General features: G+C 69.6%; 26 protein-coding genes. 10 read left to right on the top strand and 16 right to left on the bottom strand.

Features of this window, described 5'->3' with window-relative positions; translation table 11 throughout:
• The first annotated feature begins 756 nt into the window (after positions 1-756).
• Complete coding sequence (locus KY661_RS37615) at positions 757-897, top strand: hypothetical protein (protein WP_317987307.1); 141 nt, start codon at positions 757-759, stop codon at positions 895-897.
• Position 898: 1 nt separating this feature from the next.
• Here KY661_RS37615 and KY661_RS27120 read toward each other — a convergent pair whose 3' ends face one another.
• Positions 899-2,038, bottom strand: a complete 1,140-nt coding sequence (locus KY661_RS27120; protein WP_075010390.1) for an acyl-CoA dehydrogenase family protein — start codon at positions 2,036-2,038, stop codon at positions 899-901.
• A 74-nt stretch (positions 2,039-2,112) separates the two neighbouring features.
• On the opposite strand from KY661_RS27120, the gene KY661_RS27115 reads away from it, so the two are divergent.
• A complete protein-coding gene (locus KY661_RS27115; protein ID WP_225412985.1) occupies positions 2,113-3,165 on the top strand; it encodes a hypothetical protein in 1,053 nt (350 codons plus the stop codon).
• A gap of 10 nt (positions 3,166-3,175) precedes the next feature.
• Here the strand turns inward: KY661_RS27115 and KY661_RS27110 are convergent, their stop codons facing one another.
• The 7 genes from KY661_RS27110 to KY661_RS27080 all read right to left on the bottom strand — a co-directional run bounded on the left by KY661_RS27110 (position 3,176) and on the right by KY661_RS27080 (position 8,888).
• The gene (locus KY661_RS27110) at positions 3,176-4,927 is read right to left on the bottom strand and encodes an AMP-binding protein (RefSeq protein WP_225412984.1); all 1,752 of its coding nucleotides are present in this window, start codon (positions 4,925-4,927) and stop codon (positions 3,176-3,178) included.
• A gap of 16 nt (positions 4,928-4,943) precedes the next feature.
• Positions 4,944-5,372: an acyl-CoA thioesterase gene (locus tag KY661_RS27105; RefSeq protein ID WP_225412983.1), complete on the bottom strand. Its 429-nt coding sequence runs from the start codon at positions 5,370-5,372 to the stop codon at positions 4,944-4,946.
• A 3-nt stretch (positions 5,373-5,375) separates the two neighbouring features.
• Positions 5,376-6,377, bottom strand: a complete 1,002-nt coding sequence (locus KY661_RS27100) for a ferritin-like domain-containing protein (RefSeq protein WP_225412982.1) — start codon at positions 6,375-6,377, stop codon at positions 5,376-5,378.
• Complete coding sequence (locus KY661_RS27095) at positions 6,374-6,664, bottom strand: hypothetical protein (RefSeq protein ID WP_225412981.1); 291 nt, start codon at positions 6,662-6,664, stop codon at positions 6,374-6,376. Before KY661_RS27095 ends, KY661_RS27100 begins: the two co-directional genes overlap by 4 nt.
• 122 nt (positions 6,665-6,786) lie before the next feature.
• A complete protein-coding gene (locus KY661_RS27090; protein ID WP_225412980.1) occupies positions 6,787-7,998 on the bottom strand; it encodes a CaiB/BaiF CoA transferase family protein in 1,212 nt (403 codons plus the stop codon).
• Between the two features lie 109 nt (positions 7,999-8,107).
• On the bottom strand, positions 8,108-8,434 hold the full coding sequence (locus tag KY661_RS27085; RefSeq protein ID WP_225412979.1) for an SCP2 sterol-binding domain-containing protein: 327 nt from the start codon (positions 8,432-8,434) through the stop codon (positions 8,108-8,110).
• A 70-nt stretch (positions 8,435-8,504) separates the two neighbouring features.
• Positions 8,505-8,888 (bottom strand): response regulator, encoded by a 384-nt coding sequence (locus tag KY661_RS27080; protein WP_225412978.1) that lies wholly within the window; start codon positions 8,886-8,888, stop codon positions 8,505-8,507.
• Positions 8,889-9,094: 206 nt separating this feature from the next.
• On the opposite strand from KY661_RS27080, the gene KY661_RS27075 reads away from it, so the two are divergent.
• Together KY661_RS27075 and tatA are read left to right on the top strand one after the other, a co-directional pair.
• Positions 9,095-10,123 (top strand): sensor histidine kinase, encoded by a 1,029-nt coding sequence (locus tag KY661_RS27075; protein ID WP_225412977.1) that lies wholly within the window; start codon positions 9,095-9,097, stop codon positions 10,121-10,123.
• A gap of 75 nt (positions 10,124-10,198) precedes the next feature.
• The gene (gene tatA, locus KY661_RS27070) at positions 10,199-10,438 is read left to right on the top strand and encodes a twin-arginine translocase TatA/TatE family subunit (protein WP_225412976.1); all 240 of its coding nucleotides are present in this window, start codon (positions 10,199-10,201) and stop codon (positions 10,436-10,438) included.
• A 138-nt stretch (positions 10,439-10,576) separates the two neighbouring features.
• On the opposite strand, the gene KY661_RS27065 is transcribed toward tatA, so the two are convergent.
• The 5 genes from KY661_RS27065 to folE all read right to left on the bottom strand — a co-directional run bounded on the left by KY661_RS27065 (position 10,577) and on the right by folE (position 16,290).
• On the bottom strand, positions 10,577-12,439 hold the full coding sequence (locus tag KY661_RS27065) for an AMP-dependent synthetase/ligase (RefSeq protein WP_225412975.1): 1,863 nt from the start codon (positions 12,437-12,439) through the stop codon (positions 10,577-10,579).
• Entirely contained in the window at positions 12,436-13,176 is a 741-nt protein-coding gene (locus tag KY661_RS27060; RefSeq protein WP_225412974.1) for a hypothetical protein, read from the bottom strand. The genes KY661_RS27065 and KY661_RS27060 overlap by 4 nt, the downstream gene beginning before the upstream one ends.
• A gap of 170 nt (positions 13,177-13,346) precedes the next feature.
• Positions 13,347-14,084, bottom strand: a complete 738-nt coding sequence (locus tag KY661_RS27055; RefSeq protein WP_075010379.1) for a sigma-70 family RNA polymerase sigma factor — start codon at positions 14,082-14,084, stop codon at positions 13,347-13,349.
• Positions 14,085-14,302: 218 nt separating this feature from the next.
• Positions 14,303-15,733 (bottom strand): FAD-binding oxidoreductase, encoded by a 1,431-nt coding sequence (locus KY661_RS27050; RefSeq protein ID WP_225412973.1) that lies wholly within the window; start codon positions 15,731-15,733, stop codon positions 14,303-14,305.
• Complete coding sequence (gene folE, locus KY661_RS27045; protein WP_075010377.1) at positions 15,730-16,290, bottom strand: GTP cyclohydrolase I; 561 nt, start codon at positions 16,288-16,290, stop codon at positions 15,730-15,732. The genes KY661_RS27050 and folE overlap by 4 nt, the downstream gene beginning before the upstream one ends.
• A 276-nt stretch (positions 16,291-16,566) precedes the next feature.
• On the opposite strand from folE, the gene KY661_RS27040 reads away from it, so the two are divergent.
• The 6 genes from KY661_RS27040 (at position 16,567) to KY661_RS27015 (ending at position 21,791) form a co-directional block, all read left to right on the top strand.
• The gene (locus tag KY661_RS27040; protein WP_225412971.1) at positions 16,567-16,989 is read left to right on the top strand and encodes a hypothetical protein; all 423 of its coding nucleotides are present in this window, start codon (positions 16,567-16,569) and stop codon (positions 16,987-16,989) included.
• Between the two features lie 66 nt (positions 16,990-17,055).
• Positions 17,056-18,351, top strand: coding sequence for a zinc-regulated TonB-dependent outer membrane receptor (locus tag KY661_RS27035; RefSeq protein ID WP_225412970.1), 1,296 nt, complete (start codon positions 17,056-17,058; stop codon positions 18,349-18,351).
• 24 nt (positions 18,352-18,375) lie between these two features.
• Positions 18,376-19,293, top strand: coding sequence for a metal ABC transporter substrate-binding protein (locus KY661_RS27030; RefSeq protein ID WP_225412969.1), 918 nt, complete (start codon positions 18,376-18,378; stop codon positions 19,291-19,293).
• Between the two features lie 3 nt (positions 19,294-19,296).
• A complete protein-coding gene (locus KY661_RS27025; protein WP_225412968.1) occupies positions 19,297-20,142 on the top strand; it encodes a hypothetical protein in 846 nt (281 codons plus the stop codon).
• Positions 20,129-20,938, top strand: coding sequence for a metal ABC transporter ATP-binding protein (locus tag KY661_RS27020; protein WP_225412967.1), 810 nt, complete (start codon positions 20,129-20,131; stop codon positions 20,936-20,938). Before KY661_RS27025 ends, KY661_RS27020 begins: the two co-directional genes overlap by 14 nt.
• Complete coding sequence (locus KY661_RS27015) at positions 20,919-21,791, top strand: metal ABC transporter permease (RefSeq protein ID WP_225412966.1); 873 nt, start codon at positions 20,919-20,921, stop codon at positions 21,789-21,791. Before KY661_RS27020 ends, KY661_RS27015 begins: the two co-directional genes overlap by 20 nt.
• Before the next feature lie 3 nt (positions 21,792-21,794).
• Here KY661_RS27015 and KY661_RS27010 read toward each other — a convergent pair whose 3' ends face one another.
• From KY661_RS27010 to KY661_RS27000, 3 genes are read right to left on the bottom strand one after another with little or no spacing between them, the layout of a single operon-like run.
• Positions 21,795-23,474, bottom strand: coding sequence for a tetratricopeptide repeat protein (locus KY661_RS27010; RefSeq protein WP_225412965.1), 1,680 nt, complete (start codon positions 23,472-23,474; stop codon positions 21,795-21,797).
• A 10-nt stretch (positions 23,475-23,484) separates the two neighbouring features.
• Positions 23,485-24,090, bottom strand: coding sequence for a hypothetical protein (locus KY661_RS27005; RefSeq protein ID WP_225412964.1), 606 nt, complete (start codon positions 24,088-24,090; stop codon positions 23,485-23,487).
• Positions 24,091-24,100: 10 nt separating this feature from the next.
• Positions 24,101-24,478 carry a hypothetical protein gene (locus tag KY661_RS27000; RefSeq protein ID WP_225412963.1) on the bottom strand — a complete coding sequence of 126 codons (378 nt, stop codon included), beginning with the start codon at positions 24,476-24,478 and terminating at the stop codon, positions 24,101-24,103.
• Positions 24,479-24,507 lie beyond the last annotated feature (29 nt).

The following is a 24,507-nucleotide window of genomic DNA, read 5'->3' as shown; positions in this document are numbered from 1 at the left end:
TCTGCCGACGCCCTCGCTGCTGCCCATTGTGGACACGCCTCTGCTCGCGAATGCTGCCTGAGGCGGTGAACGGTTACCGATATTCTTCGAGGGAGACACGAAGACCGGCTTTGGCTGACTGCGATTCAAGGTTTTTCTGACGTGCTGGTTCGTGGAGGCGCAGCGACTGGGTAGTAACAAGCCCCTTTCCAGTCGTAGCTCTCTCCGCAGGGAGGAGAGGCTTGAGGGACTTTCACCCAGCAACCTCCCTGGATGTGGATCTGAAATCGAGCGCAAGGCGGACGGCGCTGCCCGGGCAGAGGCGCTTTGAGCATCTCCAGCGCCAATCCACTCGGCTCTGGCGCTCGTGCCACGCTGGCCCCCGGCACCTCCTCCACGGCTGCATCGGCCACGCCTGTGGTCCCACCATCCTCCAGGTTGAAGGGGGAATCGATGAACTCCGCCAGGTTCAAGTTCCCCGCGATCAGAATGATGCTCCAGGCGGCCAAGGGCATCAGCACCATGGGCCCAAGACATCCGCCGCGAGGCTCGGAGCTTGTCCTCCTCACGCCCTCTGCCCCTCTCCGCGAGCCGTTCGGACACAATCGAGGGCAAGCCGCTGGACTACACAGATGCGGGTCTCAACATCCCGGTGGTTCATGTCCGGGCTGCCTCCCTGTTCGCGGAGTTGGTCCCGGACGACGCGCAACTGCCCCCGTGGATGTGGAGGGCCAACCCGATCAGTACAAGGTCGGTCAGTATGCCTCCGTGCGTGAGATGCGCATCGACAAGGCCAAGGCAGGAAACACGAAGGTGTTTCGCTGTGAGGGGTGGAGCAGCTCCCTGATCGTGTTCGAGGAGATCAAGGACGCCTTGGAACGCATGGGGGCCATAGGCACGCGATTTGAGGAGGTCTAGTTTAGAATCCGTAGATCTTCGAGAGGATCTCTTTCATCACCTCCGAGGTGCCTCCTCCGATGGTGATGAGGCGGATGTCGCGCCATGCGCGGGCGATGGGCGTCTCCTCGATGTAGCCCATGCCTCCGAAGAACTGCTGGCAGTCGTAGGCCACGCGCTGCGCCAGGTCTCCGGCGAAGAGCTTCGCCATGGAGATCTCCTTCACCGCGTTCTCCTTCGCGTCGAACACCGACACCGCGTGGTACGTGAGCCGCTTGGCCGCCTCAATGCCCGTGAGGTGCTCGACAAACTTGTGGCGCCACACCTGGAACTTGAGCAGCGGCCTACCGAAGGCCTCGCGCTCGGTGCCGTAGCGCAGCGCGTCCTCCACCATGCGCTCCATGCCCGCCACCGCCGTGAGCGCGCCCACCAGCCGCTCGCCCTGGAAGTTGGTCATGATGGAGTAGAAGCCCGCGTTCTCCTCGCCCAGCACGTAGCGCCGGGGGATGCGACAGTCCTCGAAGTAGAGGATGGCCGTGTCCGAGGAGAGGTTGCCCACCTTGTCGAGCTTCTTGGACACCGAGAAGCCCTTCACGTCCGTGGGGAACGTCACCAGGGAGATGCCCCCGTAGCCGGCCTCGCCCGTGCGCACCCCCAGGGTGATGAAGTCCGCCCGGGTGCCGTTGGTGATCCACATCTTCGAGCCGTTGATGACGTAGTCATCCCCGTCGATGCGCGCCGTGGTCTTCATGTTGGCCACGTCCGAGCCCACGCCCGGCTCGCTCACGCCCAGCGCGGCGATGCGCTCGCCCTTGAGCGCCGGCTCCAGGAACTCGCGCTTCTGCTCGTCGGTGCCAATCTCGTTGATGATGGGCGTGGCCATCTGCCCCTGCACCAGCAGCGCCATGTTCACGCCCGCGTTCTGGCTGCGCGACAGCTCCTCGCAGAACGCCGTCACGAACCAGTAGTCCAGCCCGCTGCCGCCGTACTTCGGGTCATGGTTGATGCCCAGGAAGCCCAGCTCGCCGGCCTGCTTGAAGATTTCCTTGGGGAAGATGCCCGCCCGGTCCCACTCCAGGGCGTGCGGCGTCAGTTCCTTCTCGACCCAGGCGCGGACCGTCTTGCGAAAGGCCTCGTGCTCCGCGGTGAAGGGGGTGGGCATGGCGGCTCCTCGGAAAGGTTGATTTCCAAGTCAATAGCAGGCGATGTGCTCCTGAACAAGCCTCCGGTCCCGCCATGCCCTTCGTGCCCCTGCTGCTCGTTGGACTCACCGCCGCGCCCCCGCCGCCCGTCTCCCTGGAGGGGACGCTTCGCGCGGTGTGTCAAACCCACGCCGCGGATCCGGGCCACCCCTGGGCCCTCGCCCACGGCATCACCCTGGAGGGCCGGGACTTCCGCGCCCGCGATGGGCGCCGCGCCGTGGACGTCATCGTCTCGGACTTCGTGCGCCTGGGGCCGCGCTTCGAGCCCTTCACCGCCGAGGGCATCCCCGTGCAACCCCACCCGGCCCTCCAGGAAAAGACGCTGGTGCTGGCCGGTGTCCCGCTGGGCCGGAAGTTCCAGACCCCTCAAGGCGCGGTGACGCTGAAGGCGCTGGTGGAGGCCCTCCAGCGCGGCTTCTCCCCTGCCCTCGCCTCCTCGCCGGACGGCGCGTGGACGCTGGATGCCCTGGGCCACGTCCTTCCGCCGGGGACCCCCTTTCGCAACGGCGCGGGGGAGACCGTGCGGTTCGACGCGGTGATGGACGAGGCGCTCGCCACGCTGGAGCGCGCCCAGGCAGAGCTCGCCGAGGGCATGAAGGCGGGCCTGCCCCAGGTGCCCAAGCGCAAGCGGGGCATCTACACGCACCCGTGTGGTGGGCTGCACTTCTTCCAGGCGGTAGCGAGCTGGGCACGCCATCCCGCCGTGCGCAAGGCGTGGGGCGGAAGGCTGGAGGCCCAAGTGGAGGTGCTGCTCTACCGGCTGGGCTCCGAGGCCCGTCAGTACGAGGCCGCGCTGGCCGCCTCGCCCGAGCACCGGCTGGTGCTCCTCTCCCAGTCGCTCAAGTTCTATGGCCACTTCCTGGAGACGCTCGGGCGCTACCGGAAGGAGAACGGCTGGCGCCCCACCCCGAAGCAGCAGCAGGCCGTGCTGCGGGCCCGTCAGTTGCTGGAGGCCACCGTCCGCAGGCTGGGCGAGGCGCAGGCCTTTCAGCGAATGCCCACGCTCGCCCAGGAGCAACCCCAGCTCTATTGGGATCTGCTCGGAGACGCCTGCCATGCGGCGCATGGCCTGGAGCTCTGGAAGTAAGCGAGGCCGCTCAGGAGCGCGGGCGCGGCCACACCCCGGCCACGAGGCGCGCCTTGCCCTGACGCAGCCACTGGGCCCCGGAGCGCAGCAGCCTTCCTCCCCGCTGGCGGACCTCGAACACCGGCCCCAGGAAGAACCGCTGGGCGCGGAGCTTCAGCAGGTCCGCGCGCAGTTGCTGGGCGGTGGCCACGCGGATGCGCCCCTGCTCGTAGGCCTCGGTGAGGGCCCGGCGCTGGAGCTTGCCGCTGCTCGTCTTGAGCAACTGCCCGTAGCGGATGAACAGCACGTCCTCGTGCGCCACGGTGACGCCCACCGCCTCCAGGATGGCGGCGGACACCTGCTTCTGGCTCTCGGGCCGGTGCTCCAGCACCTCCGGGCGGCTCACCTCGGCGAGCACCACCACGCGCCCCTGCGCCTGGATGACCGCCGTCCTGCCCGAGCGGATGAACGGAAGCCGTTCGATGGCCTGCTCGAAGTCACTGGAGAAGTAGCTCTGGCCGTTGATCTTGATCCGGTCGTTGAGCCGGCCCGTGATGAACAGCTCGCCGCCCTCCACGAAGCCCAGGTCCCCCGTCGGGTAGAACCCGTCCTCACCGCGCAGCGGGCGCTCGTCCGCGTAGTACGTCTGCGCCAGGCTCCCGCGCCGCAGCTCGATCTGGCCCAGCTCCCGCTCCCCACAGACGCGGCCCTCCTCGGTCCGGAGCCGTACCTCGAACTCGCTCAGGGGACGCCCCACGGAGATGGCGGGCTGGCCACTGGGCGCCGTCACCACCCGCCACCCCTCGTCCCCCACGCACGAGACCATCAGCACCACCTCGGCCATGCCGTAGCAGGGCTTGATCGCCTCGCGCCGCAGCCCCTGGGGCGCGAGCCGGGCCGTGAAGTCCTCCAGGTTGGCGATGTTGATGGGCTCGCTGCCCAGATACACGGTGCGCAGCGCCGAGAGGTTCAGCCCCTGAAGGTCCTCGGCCTCCAGCCCGTTCAGGATCTTCAGCGTGTAGTCGATCGCGAAGTTCGGGATGACGGCCAGGGTGGCGCGGTGCTCGGACAGGAACTCCAGCCAGCCCGCCGGATCCATCAGGAAGCTCATGGGCGGGGTGAGGAGCGTGTCACAGCCCCCGTAGAGGCACGACAGCATCCCGCCCACCAGCCCCATGTCGTGGTACAGCGGCAACCAGCTCACGCACGTGTCCTGCGCGCCGAGCCGCCCCTGCTCCACGATCATCCGCAGGTTGGCGTGCAGGTTCCCCCAGGTGATGGGCACGCCCTTGGGGAACGCCGTCGAGCCCGACGAGAACTGCACGAAGGCCAGCGTGTCCTCGCCAGGCTCCCTCAAGCGCGCCCCCTCCACGCGCGCCCCCGCGGGCGGCAAGGGCACCCGCTCCAGGGACAGCTCCAGGGCGCGCAGGCTCGGCACGTCCAGGATGCGGCGCACCCCATGCCGCTCGGAGAGCCGCGAGAGGAAGTCCCGGTAAGCGCCCTTGGGCGTGCTGAGGATGTAGGGCTTCACCGAGAACGGCACCGCCCCCAGCGCCAGCAGCCCGAGGAACGAGAGGACGACGGCCTCGGACGTCTCGAAGGGAAAGAGGATCCGGTCCCCGGGCTGGATGCCCTGGGCGCGGAAGTGCTCCGCGCTGGCGGCGATCCGCTCCGGCATCTGCCGGTAGGCGAGAAACGAGGACCGGTGGCCAAAGTCCTCGAACAGGGACAGGCCCCGCTGGGGATCCGCCGCCAGGAGCCGGGCGAAGAGGGTCTCGGACATGGGGACTTCGTCCTGCTCAGGGAGAAGGGACACGGGACGCCGCCAGGAACTCCTGGAGCGAGCACAGCGAGCGATCCGCGGCGTGGACGAAGGCCGCCTGAACCCGGGCCTCCACCGCCAGCCGCGTCCCGCCGTCGATGAGGAGCTGCTGGTGGAAGCGCACCCGGTAGTGCACCTCGTGCTCGTCCCGCAGCTCCTCCTCGGGCGGGAACTCCAGGCGGGTGTGCACCACCACCTCCTGCGGGGCGATCTCCTTGCGGTAGTCCACCTCGACCCGCATCGTGAGCGCCACCACCTGGGACACCTTGCGCAGGGCGTTGCGCTCCATCCACGCCCACCGCCCCGCCTCCAGGTACTCCAGGGCGGTGGCGTTGTTCACGTGGCCCAGGCTGTCCAGGTCATTGGGCCGCACGCGCAGCGTCAGCAGGGACTCGTCGAAGCGCACGGCTCAGCACCCGACCAGGTCCATCCAGTAGTCCTCCACCTCCTGGGCGGAGGCGCACGCCACGCCGGTGATGCGCCGCAGCGAGTGCAGGATGAGCGAGCGCTTGCGGTCCAGCGCCTCGGGCGCCACGGCCGTCTGGCCCGCCTCGTTCTCCAGGTGGTCCCACCAGTTGATGTGGGTGCCCCGGTCCTCCACGTGCTCGCGCGCGCTGCCGTACAGCTCGCCCTCCTCCCGGAGGAAGAAGTGCGCCACGGCGAAGGCCTCCTTGATGGGGTAGGCGCCGCTGTCCACCAGCGCCTTGGCGAACGAGATGAAGTACTGCATGTGCTGCACCTCGTCGGCCCCCACGTGCTTGAACAGCATCCGGAGGCCCGGGTCGGCCACCTGGCGCATGTACTGGCCGTAGTTGACCGAGGCAATGCTCTCGGAGAACGCCAGCATCGTCACCGTGCGCAACAGGTCATCGTCCGGGAACACCTTGCGGTACTCGATGACCGTCGCATCGCTCAGCGGCTCGAAGCCCACGCGCATGGCCAGCTGCGTGAAGCTCGTCTCGTGGTGCGACTCCTCCTCGTTCCAGTAGCGGCTCCAGGTGCCCAGCGACTGGATGATGGAGGCCACCACGTTGTCCTTGCCCACCCAGCGCCGGCACTCCTGGTCGGCCAGCCGCGCCATGCGGTCCGCGCTGGGCTTGGCGGTCATCTCCGCCTTGCCGGCGTTCCACACCACGAACCGGTCCTTCTCGGTGAGCTGGTCCAGGCGCACCGACTCCACCAGCTCCGAGGCGCTCCAGCGGCGCGACTCGTGCAGCCGGTGCTGCTCCCAGGTGATGTCCACCAGCCGCCGGCCTTCTTCCTTGAAGGCCCGGTATAGGTCCGTCACCACCGCGGGCCTTGGCGGAGGGCTCCGCTCCACGGTGTTGCGCTCCACCAGCCCCGCCATCCGCAAGAGCGCCTCGCCCAGCGGCGCCTGCGCCCCCGCCGCCTCCCGGATGACCGCCCTCAAGTGGGGCTCCCAGGCTGGCACTCGCGGACGAACAGCTCGACGACCTGGGAGATCGGGGTGTCCAGCGACAGCGCCGGCAGCCGGACGCGCACCGCGTACTGCTTGCGGAGCGCGTTGGAGGACTTCGCGAACGCCTCCATCAGGTCCACGCTGTTGTGCATCCGGTCCGACCGCGCGATGACCTCCGCCAGGGTGAGATTCGAGCCGAACAGCTCCTCGGCGTTCAGCCCCACGTGCTCGCAGAACTTCTGGCAGATGAACTCTTTCAACTCGCCCACGTCGGCCATCGTTGCCCTCCCTGGCGTTGCCGGGTGATTCGAACACCGCCCCGGGTTTAAAATTTCAACGCAGTTAAAAGTGCCTACCAAGCCCTACCCCGTCCGTAGGCCCGGGGCACTTTCTCAGTTCCTTATGAAACATCTTCGGAATCGCGAGAGACAACAGGAATAATGATTTTCAGATGCAGCATCTCTTCAGGCGTGAGGCCGGCCTCCGCCAGGATTTGCTGGGAGTGTTGGCCCAGGGTGGGTGGAGGCCGCAGCGGCGTGGGGCCCATTCTGAGGGGCGTCAGCAGGTGGGTCATCCTTCGCCCACGCTGCGCGTCCTCGGCCTCCACGAAAAGCCCCCGCGCTTGGAGCTGCGGGTCCTTGCACACTTCATCGCCTTCCAGGACGGGTTCGATGCACAGGTCCGTGCCCGCGAAGCGCTCCTGCCAGTAGGCCAGGGGGTGCTCGGCGAAGAGACGTGCCAGCTCGGCCTTCACGCGCGCGCCGGCCTCCGCCGTGTCGTAGCCGTCCGCGAAGAGGTCCATCCGCCCCAGGCGCTCACACAGGCCCGCGAAGAACTTGGGCTCCAGCGCCCCCACCGCCAGCCAGCGCCCGTCCTGCGTGCCGTACAGGCCGTAGCACGCGTAGCCCCCGTTGAGCGCCTCGCGCCCGCGCTGCAGCGGCGCCCCCTGCTCCCCCATGGCGAGCCGGGCGGCCAGGTGCATGTGCAGGAAGGCCACCGTCCCATCCGTCATGGAGACGTCCACGAAGCGCCCCCTTCCCGTGCGCTCGCGCTCGTGCAGCGCCGCCAGGATGCCCACCAGCGCGAAGAGGCTCCCGCCGCCGATGTCCCCCATCTGCACGCCGGGAAAGGCCGGGGCCCCGCCGGCGGCCCCGCCGTAGGCGAGCACGCCCGCGCGGGCCGCGTAGTTCAGGTCATGCCCGGCCTTGAGCCGGTCCGGCCCCGTCTGGCCATAGCCGGAGATGGCGCAGTAGATGAGGCGCGGGTTCTCCGCCCGCAGCACCGCCTCGCCCAGGCCCAGCTTGTCCATGACGCCCGGGCGGAAGCTCTCCACCAGCACGTCGTAGCCGCGCACGAGCCGCTTGAAGGCCTCGCGCCCCGCCTCGGACTTGAGGTCCAACGTCACCGAGCGCTTGTTGCGGTTGAGCCCGTAGAAGAGCGCGCTCTCCCCGTCGCGCAGCGGGGGCATCTGCCGGATGTAGTCCCCACCGTTGGGCTCCTCCACCTTGTCCACGGTGGCGCCCAGGTCCGCCAGCACGAGCGTGGCGTACGGGCCCGGCAGCAACCGCGAGAGGTCCAACACCTTGAGGCCTTGAAGCGGAAGCGTGTCCATGGGAGCACCCGGGGAGAGAAGACGGCAACGGCGCGGCTCCCGGAAAGGGAGGACGCGCCGTTTCAGCCGGGCGCCCCGGAGGGACGCGCCGGAGACCGCCGGGGAAAGGTCAGCCGAGCAGCTTGGCCAGCTTCATGGCGAGCCCCATGTCCATGGGCTTGAACTTGAGCTTGCCCTGCATGGCGGCCATCTGCGCGTTGAGCTTCTTCTCGCGGATCTTCACGAAGTCTTCGTCGCTCACGGTGATGGTCATCTTCGGCTCACCGGTGGTGCCCTGCGTCACCCAGTCCGAGTCCTTGGTGAGGTCCATCGTCCAGGTCCCGCCGCTGCCCCCGGTGATGTTGAAGTGGATGATCGCGTTGATGTCCTTGCCCAGCTCGGGCTTCTGCTTGAGCAGGGTGGGGATGTCCGTCTCGAGGACTTGCTGCGCCGTCATCGGTCTGTCTCCTGTCGATTGACTGGTGAGTCAATACCCAGCCGACCGTAATGTCCGGCCCCCTCCCCGGTCAAGCACGAGGAAGGTTCGAGGAGAGCACTTTGGAGGCGGGCTCCAGCGCGCGGCGGACCATGTCGAGCAGATCATTGAGCTCGAAGGGCTTGGCCAGGTGCCCCACCGCGCCGATGTCCACCGCCTTGGAGCCCACGTTGCGGTCCGCGCTCAGCACGATGAGCGGGATGGAGGAGATGGCGGGGGGGCGCTGGCGCATGCGCTGGGCGAACTCCCACCCGTCCATCACCGGCATCATCAGGTCCAACAGGATGAGCTGCGGAGGGTCGGGCTCCAGGCGGTCCAACGCCTCCTTGCCGTTGCGGGCGCGGCGAATCTCGAACCCCTCGGCCTCGAGAATCTCCGAGAGGGCCTCCAGGATATCGGGATCGTCATCGACCACCAGGATGACGGTGGAACCACTGCCGTGTGAGATTGCAGAAGCCAGAATCTTCTCCCGGGGACGCCCAATCGGATTTTCATACCAATCGGGACTGGGGGGGCTCAATAAAATCGCGGTTCTCCCCGGCACACCGGGGGCACGTTGCAAAACCGACACTCGCTGCCCACCCTTTCCCGAGATTCGTTGAACCGCGAGCGGGAGGCCAGATGGGTCAGAGGGTACAGGAGCGGGAGGATGGGACACGGCAGCCGCCGGGGCTCGTCCTGATTCCACGCCAAGGTGACCCTCGGCTGCTGGGCCGGCAACTGCTCGAGCACTTGGAGCTGGAGGAGCTTCCCCCGTTCATCGCCTCGGCCGCGGACCTGATGGTCCAGGCCGGTTTCCGGCCGAGTCCGGGCGTGACGGACTGCTGGGAGCGGGACGGGCGGACGCTCGGGGTGACGGAGGCGTTCCTGGAGGATGGGACGCGGTGGATCTGCACCTGGCCGCTCTCCTCCCCCCAGGAGCCCCTGACGCCGGAGGCGACGCACGAGCGGGTGCGCTACCTGTCGCTCGCCTCGCATGATCTGCGCGGGGCCCTGGCCAACATCCGCTCGTACGCGGCGCTCCTGCTCAGCGGGCGGATTGCCCTGGAGCCCAAGGTGCAGCGGGGGCTGGAGACCATCCTGCGCAACGCGGACCGGGCCCTGGCGTTCTCCCAGGACTTCTTCGATGCGAGCCGGGCGGACCTGAACTCGCTCGCCTTCGAGCAGGAGCCTCAGGCGCTCGATCCCCTGCTCGCCGCCGCGGTGGAGCGGCACCAGGCGGCGGCCCGCACGGCCGGGGTGACGCTGGAGCTGGAGGGCCCGCTGCCGCTGCCGCTGCTGAACATCGACGGGGGCCGGATCCAGCACGCCGTGGAGGCCTTCGTCCTGTACCAGCTGGGCCGGGCCCATCCTGGGGAACGCATCCTCGTGCGGGCCGTGCCGGGCCGCGCGGGGATCCGCGTCGAGGTTCAGCGCGAGGGCCTGCCCTTGTCGGAGGAAGAAGCGGGCCTTGTGTTCCAGCGCGAGGAGCGCGCCTTCCGGGAGAAGAAGCTGGAGGACGCGCTGCGCATCCACCTGGCACTCCAGGAAGTCGAGGTCCACGGGGGCCGCGTCGGGGTGGAGACGGACACGGCCAGCACCACGCTGTACCTCTCCTTGCCGGGCACGCTTTCCCAGGAACTCGGCGGCCCAGCGGCCTTGCACCCTTGAAGGACGCCTGAGTTCACTGGCGGGGCACGCCCTGGGCCGGTATGCTCCACCCGCTGACTTCAGAGGAGCGGTGCGATGGGTCTCAAGATGTCGGAAATCCTGCTGATCATGGGTGTGCTGCTGCTCCTGTTCGGAGCGTCGCGGCTGCCGCAACTCGGCTCGTCCTTGGGCAGCGCCATCCGCAACTTCAAGCGCGGTTTCGGGGGCGAGGGAGAGCCCGCCGCCGACGAGAAGAAGCCGCAGACCGGCACGCTCGCAAGCAGCACCACGGTGGAGCCGGGCACCTCGGCCAAGTCGCCCAGCCACCCGGGCTGAGCCGCCGCGCGCTCGCGCTGCCGTGAGCCCCGCCCGTCCCGCCCCGCCCCGCGCGGAGGCAGGCCGGGCGGTTTCTCTTTGCGGGCACCCGGCGCCCCCTCCCTGCCCGGGAGGGGAGCCCACGGCGGAAGGCGGAGGCTAGTCGCCGCCCTTCCCGCCCTCGTACAGCTTGCCGATGATGGCGGCGTACTTCTGGCTGCAGAACTTGCGCTTCACCTTGAGGGTGGGCGTCAGCTCGCCGCTCTCCTGGGTGAAGTCCGAGTCCATGATCTCGAACTTCTTGAGGGTGCTGTAGGGCGGCTGATCCCCGTTGACCTTGTTGAGGATCTCCTGGACGGCGGCGCGGATCTCCGGGCGCTTGCCCAGCTCCGCGTAGGAGCTGGCCTGGATGCCCTTGTCGAGCAGCAGCTTGCGCGCGTTCTCCTCCGCCACGGTGATGAGCACCACGAGGAAGGGGCGCTGATCGCCGTAGACCATCGACTGGCTGATGAGCGGGAACGTCTTCAGCGTGTTCTCGATGTTCTGCGGCGCCACGTTCTTGCCGCCCGCGGTGACGATGATGTCCTTCTTGCGGTCGGTGATGCGCAGGTAGCGGTCCGCGTCCAGCTCGCCGATGTCCCCGGTGTGGAACCAGCCGTCGGCATCCAGCGCCTCGGCGGTGGCGGAGGGGTTCTTGTAGTAGCCCTTCATCACGCACGGGCCGCGCACGAGAATCTCGCCGTCCGGGGCGATCTTCAGCTCGGTGCCGGGCAGCGCCGGGCCCACGGTGCCGATCTTGATCTTGTCCGGCAGGTTGACGTTGCAGGGCGCGGACGTCTCGGTGAGGCCGTAGCCCTCCAGCACCTTGAAGCCGAGCAGATCGAAAAAGTGGGCGATCTTCCCCGACAGCGGCGCGCCGCCGGAGATGAACAGGCGCATGTTGCCGCCGAGCTTCTCGTCGAGCGTGCCCCGGACCTTGCTGAACACCAGCTTGCGCGCCAGCGAGAACTGCAGCGAGCTGTACTCGCGCCCCTGCATCCGCGCGTCCGCGTACTCGTCGAACAGCCGGAAGGCCCAGCGGAACATCTTGCCCTTGAGCCCCGGGGCCGCCGAGCCGTTGGACACGACGTTGTTGTAGACCTTCTCGAACACGCGCGGCACGGACGGCAGCACCGAGGGCCGCGTCTCCGCGAGGTTCGGCAGCAGCTTGTCCACCGACTCGGCGAAGACGAGCCGGAAGGACATGCGCAGCCACGCGGCCTTCACCACCTGCGCGAACACGTGCGCCAGCGGCAGGAACAGCATGACCGAGTCCTGGGGCTCCATCAGCCCGATGGCCTGGGCGGTGCGCGCCTCGTAGGCCCAGTTGCCGTGGGTGAGGATGACGCCCTTGGGCTCGCCCGTGGTGCCCGAGGTGTAGATGAAGCCCCAGGCATCATCCACCGCCACCTGGCGCGAGCGCTCCTCGAACGCGTCCGGCTGCGCGGCTTCCGCCGCCTTGCCCTGCGCCATGACCTCCGCGAGCGAGACTTCCCGGTCTCCCGACACGGGCCCCTCGAACACGATGACCTTGCGCACGGTGGGACAGTCGGCGAGCCGCTGGCGGATGCGCGACAGGCGGCCGATCTGCTTGGAGTCCCGCTCGTCGTTGTCCACGAGCAGGAACGACGTCTCGGAGTGGTTGAGGATGTAGCGGCACTCGTCCGGCGTGTTGGAGCCGTAGATGGGCACGGTGATGGCGCGCGCCGCGGAGATGGCCAGGTCGCTCACCACCCACTGCAGCGTGGTGTTGGCGAACAGGGCAACGCGGTCTCCCGGCTTCACCCCTTGCGCCAGGAGGCCGGCGGACAGCTCCTTCACCTGCTGAAGGACTTCGCCCCACGTCACCTCCTGCCACCGCCCGTCCTTCTTGTGGGACACGGCGACCTTGGACGCGTTCTTGGCCTGCTGGAGCAGCAGCTCCACCAGGTGTTGCTCGCTCCCCCCGGAGGCGGGGGAGATCATCTGACTCTCGGCTCTCACTTGAGTTCCTCCTCGATCTCCGCTTCGACTTTTTTGGACCGCTCTTGGACGAGCTGCGCTTCGGCCGGATTGTACGTCGTGCTGCCCTGCTTCACCTTCACGATGGATTCCTTGGCCTTCGCGGCCTTGCCGTCCTTGAGTAGAGTCTCGGCCAGGTAGGCGTGAGCGCGCAGGTTCTGCGGGAACTTGGCCGCCACCCGCTCCAGGAGCTTCGCGGACTCAGCCAGGTTGCGCTTCGGCCAGGGCAGCTCGAAGTAGTAGCGGCCCTTGATGACCACCGGCCCGCCGAAGTCGAAGTCCGGATCAATGCGGATGGCGGCATCCAGCCGCTCGTTGAACTTGCCCTCCAGCCCCTCGCCGAGTGCCTTCACGATGCCCACCGCCTGCGAGTAGGTGCCGATGCCCAGCGCCGCGTAGTACTGACATTCAACCCGGGCCGGGGTGAGCTTCACGCCCTGCTCGCACCGGTCCCACGCCTGTTTGCCGAGCACCTTCTTGAGCCGGCTGTCCTGCGCCACATCGCCCTGCCACGTCAGCAGCCGCGCCGAGCGCCAGATGAGCTCGTAGTCGTCCGGCGCCACCTGCAGCTCCTTCTTCAGCGAGGCCTCCAGCTCCTTGGCGGCCGAAGCATCGGCCCTGCGCGCGTACAGGGCATCCAGGGAGGCCAGCAGCTCGGGCGGCGCAGCTTGCACCGGCCACGCGACGAGCAACGAAAGGGCGAGCAAAATCAAGCGCATGGACGGCGGTGTTAGCACGCGGACTCCGCCCCCAGCAACCGATGCCCGACCTGACAGGGAGGATGCGCCAGACGCTGCGCGTCAAATGCAAGAAGGGCGGCACACGGAGTTGAAGCCCCGCATACCGCCCTTCCTGGATTGTCTCTTCTCGGAGGAGAGGAACCGGCGGATCACGCCGCATCAGCCGACACGTTCTCCTCGTCCTGGTTGAAGGCGACCAGGTAGCGCTCGAGGAAGCTCTTCGTCTTGAGCTCCACCTGACGCACCCGTTCCCGGGACACGCCCCACCGCTGGCCCAGCTCTTCCAGGGTCAACGGCTTATCCTGCGTGAGGCGCTCCTGCAGGATGTCCCAGCCCAGGTCCCCAATGCGCTTGCGCACCTTGGTGAGGGCCTCGTGCACCTCCTGGTCCTGCTCCCGGGCCAGGTACACATCCGAGGGCGACGGGCCCCCGTCCTCGAGACGATCCATGAAGGTGGTCTCCCCCTCCTCGTCGATCGTCGCGTCCAGCGAGAAGTCCACCATGCTGCCGCGCTCGGACTCGCCGCCGCGCACCTGGCTGCGGTTGTCCTTGAGGTAGCGGGTGATGTAGGCGCGAATCCACCAGACCGCGTAGGTGGCGAAGCGCACGTTCTTCTTGGGATCAAAGTGCTCGATCGCCTTCATCAGGCCGACGTTGCCTTCCTGAATGAGGTCATCCAGCCGGGCCCCGCGGTTGGCGAACTTCTTGGCCACCGCGACCACGAAAGCCAGGTTGGAGGTGGCGAGCGTCTGGCGGGCGGACTCGTCGCCTTTGCGAGCCGCCCTTGCGAGTTCGTACTCCTGCTCACGCGTCAGCTGGTGATGCCCGCCCAGGTGACGCAGGTAGTGCGACAGTCCTTCCGCCGCATACTTCGCCGTGTTGGCCATGGTTCCAAACCTCCGTTCGTTCCGAGTGCTCCGGACGCGCGCGGTAACACCGTGAGCGCCCATGTGCAGATAAGACGCGCAACGGCGGAAAGAGTTTCTCATTCCGATCCAGGAGGCTTTTCAGCCACACCTGGGGAATCTTCCTCGGGGTTCCCTGAGGGACTCCACGCAGGAACTTCCGGACTCGAACGCGCCCCCAGCGATGAGTTGCTGTGCCACTAGAAACAATCGGGCGCGGGAAAGATTTTCTCGGGGTTGAGCAGCCCTGATGGATCGAAAAAGGTTTTGAGCCGGCGTTGCAGTGCGATGACCGGCCCGGCTTGCTCCAACGCGAGGTAATCGCGTTTGGCGTGACCTACGCCGTGCTCGCCGGTGATGGTGCCGCCCATCTCCACGGTGAGCTTCAACATCTGTTGGATGGCCTCCTCCACCAACGGCCGCTGGTGGGGCCCCTCGTAGAGAATGTTGGCGTGCAGGTTGCCATCCCCCGCGTGACCATATGTGGCCACCAGCAGCCCCAGCCGGTCCCCCAGGGCCTTGAGCTGTTGGATGAGGCTGGGGATGCACGAGCGGGGCACGACGATGTCCTCGGAAATCTTGTGCGGCTTGAGGGCGCGCAGCCCCGGGGAGACCAGGCGGCGGGCCGCCCAGAGCTTCTCGCGCTGCGCCTCGTTCTGGGCCACCAGGGTCTCGGTCGCCCCCATGCGGGTACAGACATCTCCCACCTGGGCCAGCTCGGCGAGCAAGCCCTCCTCTGTACTCCCGTCCACCTCGACGATGACGGCCGACCCGGCGCCGGGCGGAAAGGGGTAGCCCTTGCCCGCGACCGCCTGGAGGGCCACCTCGTCGATGAGCTCCAGGGTCCGGGGCAGCACGCCCGAGGCCAGTACCGCCGAGAGGGCGTGCGCGGCCCGCATCACCGAGTCAAAGATGACCAGGGCCGTCAGCACGTGCCGGGGCCGGGGAATGAGCTGGAGGGTGATTTCCGTGGCCACGCCAAGCGTCCCCTCGGAGCCCACGAAGAGGCCCACGAGATCGTACCCGGCCACCCCCTTGAGGGTGCGCCGGCCGACCCGGAGCACCTCCCCATCCGGGAGCACCCACTCCAGGCCCAGGACGTAGTCGCGCGTCACCCCGTACTTGAGCGCCCGGGGCCCGCCCGCGTTCTCCGCGACGTTGCCCCCCAGCGTGCAAAATTCCCAGGAGTTCGGGTCTGGCGGGTAGAAGAGCCCCACGGCGTCCGCCGCCCGCATCAGGTCCCCGGTGATGACGCCCGGCTCCACGACGGCGGTGAGGTCCTCCACGGACACGGAGCGGATGCGGTTCATCCGCTCCAGGCTGACCATCACCCCGCCCCTCAAGGAGAGCGAGCCGCCGCTCTTGCCGCTGCGCGCCCCGCAAGGCGTGAAGGGCACGCCCTGGGCCTGGCACGCCTTGAAGACGGCCGACACCTGCGCGGTGGTCTCGGGGAAGGCGATGATGTCGGGGGGGTAGACGCCGCTGTCGGACTCGTCCCGGGCGTAACGCTGGCGCGTCTCCTCGTCGCGGCGAAGCTGTTCCGAGGAGAGCGTCTGCCCCAGCGCGGTCCACACGGCCTCCAGCCGTCCAGGCTCCACGCGGGGGAAGGTCTTCTCGGACGGCATCGTCATTTCAGCGCTCCCAGCCGGGCCCACAGCTCCCGGCGCAGAGAGCCCTCCTTGCGCAAACGGCCCTCGTAGGCTTCGACGTGCGTGACGGCATCGCGTTGCTCGCCGCTCCGGAGGCGCAGGCAGGCCTGCTTCGCCTCCAGGATGCAGGCGGTGGCGGGGCTGTCCAGCACGCGGGCCATGGCGCCCGCCACACACCGCGCCAGATCCTCCTGGAGGATGAGCCGGTGCGCGAAGCAGTTCAGCAGCGAGCCCAGGCGCCCGAAGCCCACCACGTGCTTGCCCGGGACGTAGGCCAGGTGGGCGCGGCCCTCGTAGGGCATCAGGTGGTGGGGGCACATGGAGTGGAAGCGCAGGTCCGTCACCACCACCATCTCGCCAGCGGACTCCGGGGGCGCGGGGTACATCGCCCCGATCGCCTCCTCGGGGGTGAGGGCATAGCCGTCGAGGAACTCGGTCATCCACACCTCGGCGACGCGCGTGGGCGTGCGCTGGAGGTTGGGATCCGTCTCCAGGGGCAGGCCCGCGGCGCGCAGGAAGTCCTTCACCGCCTGGGCCATGGCGGCGGCGTCCGGACGGGCGCGGGGGGCTTCACGGGGTGGGCGGCGGGGGGCTCGGGGGGTTCCCACGGGTGAGACTCCTTGAGGGCAAGCGTCAGCGGACGGGCCAGGTCCCGGGGGACCTCCGGTACGGACGAGCAGGCTCCCGAGCGTACATCGAAGGCCCCGGCATGCAGGGGACAATGCAGAGGGAGACTCCCATGGGGATGCCCGGAGGCCCCTGCCTTGACACGTCCGGGGTACACCGTTAGAGCACCCGGGCGGTACGCCCTGCGAATGTTCACCCGAGCCTCCAGCCTTCGACGCTCCACCGCGACGGTGCTCGCCGTGCTGTGGTTGTTGCCGCTGCTGGGCGCGCTCGGGCACTCCGAAGAGCATGCGCACCGCTTCTGCGCGGAGCACCAGGCCTTCGAGGAGACGGTGCGCGGCATGGGACAGATGGTGTCCCAGTTCGCCACGCACACGCCGCTGCTCTCCGCCTCCCGGCTGAACGAGGGCCTGGACGCCTCGCGGCTCACCCACGAAGCGTGCCCGGTGCTGACGGCCGGGATGGGCCAGGAGCTGCTCCCGCCCGAGGCGGTGTGGACGCTCACGGCCTTCCTGCGCGTGAGCCTCCTGGCCACCGCGCCCCCGCAGCCCATCGTCTCGCTCCCCATCCTCGCCCTCGCCCCCAAGTCCTCGCCCCCGGCACGCGCCTAGCGTCCCGAAGCGGTTGACTGTGGTGGGCACCCCATTGCCGGGTGCCGGGTTCCGAGGAGTCCAAGGGTGTCCCCTTCTTCACGCCGGTTCTCCGGCATGGCTGTTCTTGTTGTCTGCGCGCTCGTCCTGCCGGTTCTTCCGGCGGCGGCGCAGTCCCCCCCTTCCGAGCCCGGCAGCGGCGCCGGGCTGAGCCCGGAGGAGCTGGCGGAGATCGAAGCCGCCGTGGGCAAGGACCAGGCGGCCTCCCCCCCGGATGCGTCCTCCGGGGCCGCCCCGGGCGGCAACGCGCCGCTGCCCGTGCCCCGCGCCCTGTCCAACGCGTGGCTCGACATGAGCTTCATCCTGGATGTGGCGCTCGCGGGCTTCACCGACAAGGAGCCGCTCCAGGGCGGCGGGCATGACCCGTCCACCAATGGGTTCACCCTTCAGCAGCTGGAGCTGTCCATCGGCAGCGTGGTGGACCCGTACTTCCGCTTCAACGGCAACATCGTCTTCAGCCAGTTCGGCGTGGAGATCGAAGAGGCCTACGCCAGCACGTTGGACCTGCCAGCCAACCTCCAGGTGCGCGCCGGCCAGTTCCTCACCCGCTTCGGGCGGATCAACAACACCCACCCCCACGCGTGGGACTTCGTGGATCAGCCCTTCGTGCTCAGCCGCGTCTTCGGCGGCGAGGGCAACCGCGGGCTGGGGCTGGAGCTCTCGTGGCTGGCCCCCCTGCCCTGGTACGTGGAAGTGCTGGGCTCGGTCACCGATGCCAACGGCGCGTCCACCGCGCGCAGCTTCTTCGGCGCCACCCAGAGCCGCGTGGTGTCCCCGTTCGACTTCCAGTTCACCGGGGCGCTGAAGCAGTTCTTCCCCGTCTCGGATGCGCTGTCCGTGCTGTGGGGTCTGTCGGCGGTGACGGGCCCCAACGCCACGGGCCACCGCAACCGCAGCGACGTCTTCGGCACGGACCTCTATGTGAAGTACCGCGAGGTGCAGGGCAACGATCCCACCGTGCTCGCCTTGCAGGCGGAGGTGCTCTACCGGCGCCGGCAGGTTCCCGAGGACCTGCTCGGGGACTGGGGCGGCTATGCCCAGTTCCACTGGCGCTTCGCCCAGCGCTGGGCCACCAACGCGCGCTACGAGTTCGGCACGGCCGCGCGCGGCCAGGACGGACAGGTGGCCGCCGACCCGTTGGATCCTGAGTGGGATGCCACGCGCCAGCGCATCTCCGCCAACCTCACCTTCTGGCCCACCGAGTTCTCCCGGCTGCGCCTGCAGGCGGCCACGGACCGTGCCGGCTGGCGCGACGAGCCCGGCTACTCCGCCTTTCTCGCCTTCGAAGTGGTGATGGGCACCCACGGCGCCCACGCCTTCTGACCCCTTTTCTCCCGGAGCCTTCCGATGAGACACCTCCTCACGGCCCTGAGTGCCGCCCTCTTCTTCCTGCTGTCCCTCCCGGCCCACGCCGCCCTCAACGTCGTCACCTCCGTGCCGGACCTGGCCGCGCTGGCAAAGGCCGTCGGCGGGGACAAGGTCAACGTCACCGCGCTGGCGTCCCCCTCGCAGGATCCCCACTTCGTGGATGCCCGGCCCAACCTCGCCCTGGTGCTCAACCGCGCGGACCTGCTCATCACCGTGGGGCTGGAGCTGGAAGTGGGCTGGCTGCCCACGCTCCAGATCGGCGCGCGCAACGTGAAGATCCAGACTGGCAACCCCGGCTACCTGGATGCCTCGCAGCTCGTGAGGCTGCTCGAGGTGCCCACGGTCGCGGTCGATCGCAGCCAGGGCGATGTCCACCCGGGCGGCAACCCGCACTACCTCTATGATCCCCGGGCCGCCCTGGACGTGGCCCAGGGCATCGCGGCGCGCCTGACGCAGCTCGACTCGAAGAACGCGGCCACCTACGAGGCCAACCTCAAGAGCTTCACCACCGCGCTGGAGAAGGCCCGTGCGGACTGGGAGAAGCGTCTGGCCGGGCTGCGCGGCGCACCGGTCATCTCCTACCACCGCACGACGGCCTATCTGTCCGACTGGCTGGGCTTCACGCAGCTCGCGTTCCTCGAGCCCAAGCCGGGCATCCCGCCCAACCCGGCCCACGTGGCCCACGTGCTGACCGAGGGACGCGCGCAGAAGGCGCGGTTCCTCTTCCAGGAGGACTACTACCCGGACACCACCTCCCGGCTCGTGGCCTCCAAGCTTCCCGCGCCCCTGGTCGTCATCCCGGGCGGCACGAACTTCCGGGGCGGCGAGACGTACCTCCAGCGCATGGAGAAGATGGTGAAGCAGTTCGAGCAGGGCCTCGCGGGCAAGGGGACCTGAGCCATGCGCCTGTCCCTGCTCCTGCCCCTGGTCCTGCTGGGTGGCTGCGCCTGGGAGGCCGGCGAGGGCTTCGCCGTGCTGGAGCCCACCGTGCGCGCGGCCTATGCCCCCGAGGACTCCCGTCTCACGCGAGATGGGTACCGGCGGCTCAGCTCCGACTACCAGGTGCGCCTCACCACCGCGACGATGCGGTTGGAGCGCATCGAGCTGACGGCCTCCTCCGGTGGAGGCGAGGGCGGCACCTTTGATCCCGCGAACCCGCCCCCGGGCTACAGCCTGTGCCACAACGGCCACTGCCACCGCGACGATGGGGCCCTCATCGACTACGAGGACATCGCCGCGGAGCTGGGCGGCGGGGGCTCCTCCACCCAGACCGTGGCCACCCTGCCCGTGGGGGATGTGAACCTGCTCGCCCCGGAGACGCGCCAGGTGACGTGCAGCCCGGCGTGTGAGCTGCCCAGCGGCACGGTGTCGCGGGGCCAGTGGGCGGTGACGGGCCTGACGCTGGAGGGCATCGCGCGGGATGGGAGAGACTTGCCGCGCTTCGCCGGCGAGAAGCCCTTCCGCCTGGAGGTGGCTCCCGGCGGGGCCTCCTCCGAGCCGCTCGCGGTGCTCCGCGGAGACCTGGACATTCCCTCGGACCGGGAGCACGCGCCGCGCGTCCGCCTGGCGCTCCAGTTGGAGATGACGTCCCGCATCTTCGACAGCGTGGACTGGGCGCCTCCCCAGCCGGAGGGCAACGGCACCGTGGACCTGACCGCCGCGGCCAACGCCCCGGCGCGAGAGGCCATCCTGAAGGGCGTGGCGGAGCTGATCCCCTCGGCGGAGGTGACGCGTGAAGCCCGGTGACCCGACCCTCTCCGCCGAGGCCGCCGCCACGGCTCCCCCGTCCGAGGTGCTCCTGTCCTGCGAGCAGCTCGTCATCGGCTACGGGAACAAGGCGCTGCTGCCCCCCATCCACCTCCAGGTGCGGCGCGGCGACTTCGTGGCCGTGGTGGGCCGCAATGGCTCGGGCAAGAGCACCTGGTTCAAGACGCTGCTCGGGCTGCTCGCCCCCGTCTCGGGCCGCATCGAGAAGGGCGTGCCCGGCATGCGCAGCGCGTACGTGCCGCAGACGGCGAGCATCGACGCGCTGCTGCCCGTACGCCCCAAGGAGATGGTCCTCTGGGGACGGCTGGCCGGGTGGAACTTCCTGCGCCCCTTCTCCAGCCCGGAAGACCGCCGGGTGGCCCAGGAGGCCCTCGACACCGTGGGCGCCCGGGCCTTCGCCCACCGCCCGTTCCGCGAGCTGTCCGAGGGACAGAAGCAGCGCGCGCTGCTCGCCCGGGTGCTCGCCAGCGACGCGGACCTCGTGCTGCTGGATGAGCCCACCGCCGCCATGGACGCGGTGGCCGAGCGCGAGACGATGCAGCGGCTGGCGGCGCTGGCCCGCGAGCGGCGCATCGCCGTGGTGGTGGTGAGCCACGACCTGGCGATGGCCGCCGAGTATGCCAGCACCCTGCTCTTCGTGGACCGGGAGGCGCCCGCCGTCGTCCTGGGCAACGCCCAGACCGTGTTCCACCACCCCGCCTTCCGGCACCAATACGGCGACGAGTACGCCGCCCGCCTCGCTTCTGGATCATCCCGTGGACCCATCCCTGGTTGAACCCTCGAAGTGGGAGCAGTTCCTCGCGAGCCTCGACCTGTTCCTGGATCCGGTCCTGTGCGCGCTGATCGCCGGGGGCGTGCTGGGGTTCCTGAGCGTCTACGTGGTGCTGCGGCGCATGGTGTTCGTCAGCGCCGCCGTTACCCAGGCCGCGGGGCTGGGCGTGGCGCTCGCCTTCTTCGCGGAGATCCACCTGGGCATGCACGTGGACCCCACGCTGGGGGCCACCGGCCTGTCCCTGCTGGCCACGGCGCTGCTGATGGCGGACCCCTCCCGCCTGAAGCTCACCCGGGAGAGCGTGCTTGGCCTGGCCTTCGCCTTCTCGGGCGGGGCCGCCGTGCTGGTGGGCGACCGCATCGCCCAGGAGGCCCATGACATCCAGGGGATCCTCTTCGGCACCGCGGTGCTGGTGACGCCCGGGCAGTTCGCCGCCGTGGCCGGGGTGGGCGGGGCCATCCTCTTCATCCACCTGTGGTGGTTCCGGGGCATCACCTTCGCCAGCTTCGACCGGGTGGGCGCCCGGGTGCAGGGGCTGCCGGTGCGGCTGCTCGACGCGGTGTTGATGGTCTCCATCGGCATCATGGTGGGCGTGTCGGCCCGGGCGCTCGGGGCCTTGCCCGTGTTCGCCTTCTCCACCCTGTCGGCCATCGCCGCGCTGGTGCTCGACCTGCGCCTGCCGTGGACGTTCCTGCTGGCCACGCTCGCCGGATGCCTCTCCGGCGCGGGCGGCTACCTGTTCGCCTTCTTCTATGACTTCCCGGTCGGGGCCTCGCAGACGGTGTGCGCCAGCATGCTGGTGGGCGTCTGCGTGCTGCTGAGCGGGGTGCGCAGGCTCGTGCGCCCCGCCCCCTGAAGCTCAGTACGGGGCCTCGGTTCCTCCCACCAGGCGAAGCGCATGGCCCCGCCCGGTCACGAACGACCGGGCCCGCCGCAGCTCGGGCAGGTGGGCATCCGCCTGGCGCCAGCATTCGAGGAAGTGGGTGAAGTCCCGCGCGGCCTCCGGGAAGTCCCCCTGCCCCACCCGGGCCTCCGCGGCGAGCAGCCGCGCATGGCCGCTGCCGGGCCGCTCCGCCGCGAGCTCGAGCGCCAGCTCCAGCGCCTTGTCCTCGCGCCCGAAGCGCAGCCGCGTCCGCGCCAGCGTCTCGCGCGCGGGCCGGGAGAAGGCCGGCGGGCCCACGGGGCGCAACCGGCGCTCCAGCCGGAACGCCCGGATGAGGGTCGCCTCGGCCCGGGCGGAGTCGCCCCGGCGCGCCTCCAGCGCCCCGCGCAGCTCCTGGCTGGCCGTCTCCAGCACCCGCGCCACGTCCCGGGGGCAGAGGATGCGGCCCTCGGCGCGGCGCTCGTCCGTCAAGGCCGTGTGCAGCGCATCGAGCAGGCCGCACACGCGCTCCGCCTCGAAGAGCTTGCCCACCTCCAGCGCGCAGAGCCCCCGGGTGTAGAGGCGCAGGCCTTCGAGCAGCCCGCGCTCCGCGGCCGTCGCGCCCTCGCCGAGCCCGCCGTGGATGTCCGCCGCCGCGCGGCAGAAGCCAAAGCGCAGGTGCAGCCCCGAGAGGACACAGGCCGAGAGCACCACGGCCTGCCCATCGCCCAGGCCCTCCACCCGGGCGCGCAGCCGCCGGGCCCAGACCTGTCCCTCGCCGTACTGGCCCGCCTCGGCACACCCCGTCACGAGCAGCCGCATCGCCAGCTCCGCGCAAGGCGCCGCGTTCGCGGGCAGCGTCTCCCGCGCGAGGTACGCGTCATCGGCCTCCACCGCGCGCTGGAGCACCTCGTGCGCCTCCCCGGTGAGGCCGAGGCGCTGGAGCAGCCGCCCCACGCCCAGCAGGGCCGGGCCCACCTGGGGCGCCAGGGCCACCAGTTGCCGCGCGCTGTCCAGGGCCCCCTCGGGCCGGGCGCTGTCCAGGAGCGCGCTCACCCACGCATGGTGGACGCCCTCGTGGTGGGGATGCGTGCGCACCAGCTCCCGGAGGAGCGACTGGGCATAGGACTGGCCCGGGCAGGGCCTGCCGCTGGGCTCGTACCCGTCCACCAGGAAGCCCGCGAGCAGCAGCCGGGCCTCCACGTCGTCAGGGTAGATCTCGATGAGGTACTCCATCTCCCGGACGAAGGACTGGCGGCCATTGGCGGGGCCCTTGTCGGCCAGGAGGCTCGCGGCGACGATGTGGCGCTGCTCGAGATCCGTGGCCCCCTCGCACAGCGCGAGCGCCTGGCGGATGGCCTCGTTGCGCTCGGCGGCGAAGCGCCCTCCCGCCCCACGCGTCAGGGCCAGCCCCCAGAAGGCCATGGCCAGGCGAGGGTCCTGCCGCGCGGCCTCGGCGAAAGCCCGCCGCGCCTCGGTGCCCCACCCCAGGTGCAGCAGGCGCAGCCCCTGGTCGAAGTACGCCTGGGCCAGGGGCACACGCGTGCTGACCTGCATGTGGGCCTGTCCCAGCCCGTCGCGCAGCGGCGGCGTGGGGAGCTCGGCGTTGGGGATGTCCTCCCACGGCGCGTGGGAGAAAATGGAGGGTTCCTCGGCTCGAAGAAGTCTCGCCAGCATGTTGTCCTCCTCAGGCCCCCGCATGGGGGGCGCTCGAATCCATTCCTGCGAATTCCAATGCCCGGGCGCGCGTGGCGATGCGCCACCACGCCCCCGGCAGCTCCTCGGCCCTCACGGGCGACGCCTTCCGGCGGCTCTCCAGGCACTCGCGACGCCAGTCCACGCCCACCTCCGCGAGCACCCATTCCTCGTACACGGCCAGCCACTCGGCCACCGTCACCACGGCCCTGCGCGCGGCCCGCTGCTCCTCGAACCGCAACGGCTCCCGGAGCGGCCCCAGCCCCTCGGCCAGGAACACCGGCCACCGCACGCACGCGGGCTCCACCCAGCGGGGGGAGAAGCCATCGCGTGCGAGGAAGAGGGCCTCCGGCTCCTCCTGGAGCAGCATCCCGAACCCCCACATCGTGAGGGTGGCCCCGCCCGGCAGCACGCAGCCATACGCGCTGCACCCCTTCTGGTCCTCCGGACGGCGCGTGCGGGACAGTCCCCGGCGCAGCAGGAGGTTGCCCTCCGGGCACGTGACATCCTTTCCAAGACACCCCATGGAGATGTCGAACAGGCGCTCCGCATCACGCCGGAGCTCCAGGGGCAACACGGCAGGCAGGGCGGTGGCCATGACGGACGCCTCAGCTCGCCTTGGCCGGCGCGTTCTGCCGGGGCTTGATGTCCCCGAAGAGGGAGGCGGGCGCTACGGCCGCGGCCCCCTTCTTGGTGAGCAGCGCGTTCACCGCGCGGACAATCTTGCCGCGCACGCGGGGGGGCAGCGGCTGGTCCGAGAGCGCCGCCTGGAGCTGCCGCTCACTCACCCCGCGCCCGCTCTTCGGCTTGCCGATGCCCAGCTCCGCATAGGACTTGCCCTGATTGTCCTTGTCGCGCCGCTTGGCCCAGCGCTTGTGCTCCAAGAGGCGATCCTCATCCGCGTGGCCCTCGAGCTGGGCCGAGAGGCGCACCACGGCGCGGGTGTCGATCTTCTGCTCGTTCAGGAACTGCTGAAAGGTACCCATGCTGTCTCTCCTGGGACTTCGGGGAAAAG

Source organism: Allostigmatella hybrida, from assembly GCF_020103775.1.
GTDB lineage: Bacteria > Myxococcota > Myxococcia > Myxococcales > Myxococcaceae > Hyalangium > Hyalangium aurantiaca.
This window is presented reverse-complemented; position numbering and strand designations above follow the sequence as displayed.

Bases quoted from the DNA above. Each gene is read 5' to 3' on its own strand.
- KY661_RS27055 (WP_075010379.1), bottom strand. From the start codon at position 14,084: ATGGCCAACACGGCGAAGTATGCGGCGGAAGGACTGTCGCACTACCTG.
- KY661_RS27085 (WP_225412979.1), bottom strand. From the start codon at position 8,434: ATGACGGCGCAGCAAGTCCTCGAGACGGACATCCCCACCCTGCTCAAG.
- tatA (WP_225412976.1), top strand. From the start codon at position 10,199: ATGGGTCTCAAGATGTCGGAAATCCTGCTGATCATGGGTGTGCTGCTG.
- folE (WP_075010377.1), bottom strand. From the start codon at position 16,290: ATGGCCCAGGCGGTGAAGGACTTCCTGCGCGCCGCGGGCCTGCCCCTG.
- KY661_RS27075 (WP_225412977.1), top strand. From the start codon at position 9,095: ATGGGTCAGAGGGTACAGGAGCGGGAGGATGGGACACGGCAGCCGCCG.
- KY661_RS37615 (WP_317987307.1), top strand. From the start codon at position 757: ATGCGCATCGACAAGGCCAAGGCAGGAAACACGAAGGTGTTTCGCTGT.
- KY661_RS27110 (WP_225412984.1), bottom strand. From the start codon at position 4,927: ATGTCCGAGACCCTCTTCGCCCGGCTCCTGGCGGCGGATCCCCAGCGG.
- KY661_RS27005 (WP_225412964.1), bottom strand. From the start codon at position 24,090: ATGGCCACCGCCCTGCCTGCCGTGTTGCCCCTGGAGCTCCGGCGTGAT.
- KY661_RS27025 (WP_225412968.1), top strand. From the start codon at position 19,297: ATGCGCCTGTCCCTGCTCCTGCCCCTGGTCCTGCTGGGTGGCTGCGCC.
- KY661_RS27010 (WP_225412965.1), bottom strand. From the start codon at position 23,474: ATGCTGGCGAGACTTCTTCGAGCCGAGGAACCCTCCATTTTCTCCCAC.
- KY661_RS27090 (WP_225412980.1), bottom strand. From the start codon at position 7,998: ATGGACACGCTTCCGCTTCAAGGCCTCAAGGTGTTGGACCTCTCGCGG.
- KY661_RS27050 (WP_225412973.1), bottom strand. From the start codon at position 15,733: ATGACGATGCCGTCCGAGAAGACCTTCCCCCGCGTGGAGCCTGGACGG.
- KY661_RS27115 (WP_225412985.1), top strand. From the start codon at position 2,113: ATGCCCTTCGTGCCCCTGCTGCTCGTTGGACTCACCGCCGCGCCCCCG.
- KY661_RS27095 (WP_225412981.1), bottom strand. From the start codon at position 6,664: ATGGCCGACGTGGGCGAGTTGAAAGAGTTCATCTGCCAGAAGTTCTGC.
- KY661_RS27000 (WP_225412963.1), bottom strand. From the start codon at position 24,478: ATGGGTACCTTTCAGCAGTTCCTGAACGAGCAGAAGATCGACACCCGC.
- KY661_RS27040 (WP_225412971.1), top strand. From the start codon at position 16,567: ATGTTCACCCGAGCCTCCAGCCTTCGACGCTCCACCGCGACGGTGCTC.
- KY661_RS27060 (WP_225412974.1), bottom strand. From the start codon at position 13,176: ATGCGCTTGATTTTGCTCGCCCTTTCGTTGCTCGTCGCGTGGCCGGTG.
- KY661_RS27030 (WP_225412969.1), top strand. From the start codon at position 18,376: ATGAGACACCTCCTCACGGCCCTGAGTGCCGCCCTCTTCTTCCTGCTG.
- KY661_RS27120 (WP_075010390.1), bottom strand. From the start codon at position 2,038: ATGCCCACCCCCTTCACCGCGGAGCACGAGGCCTTTCGCAAGACGGTC.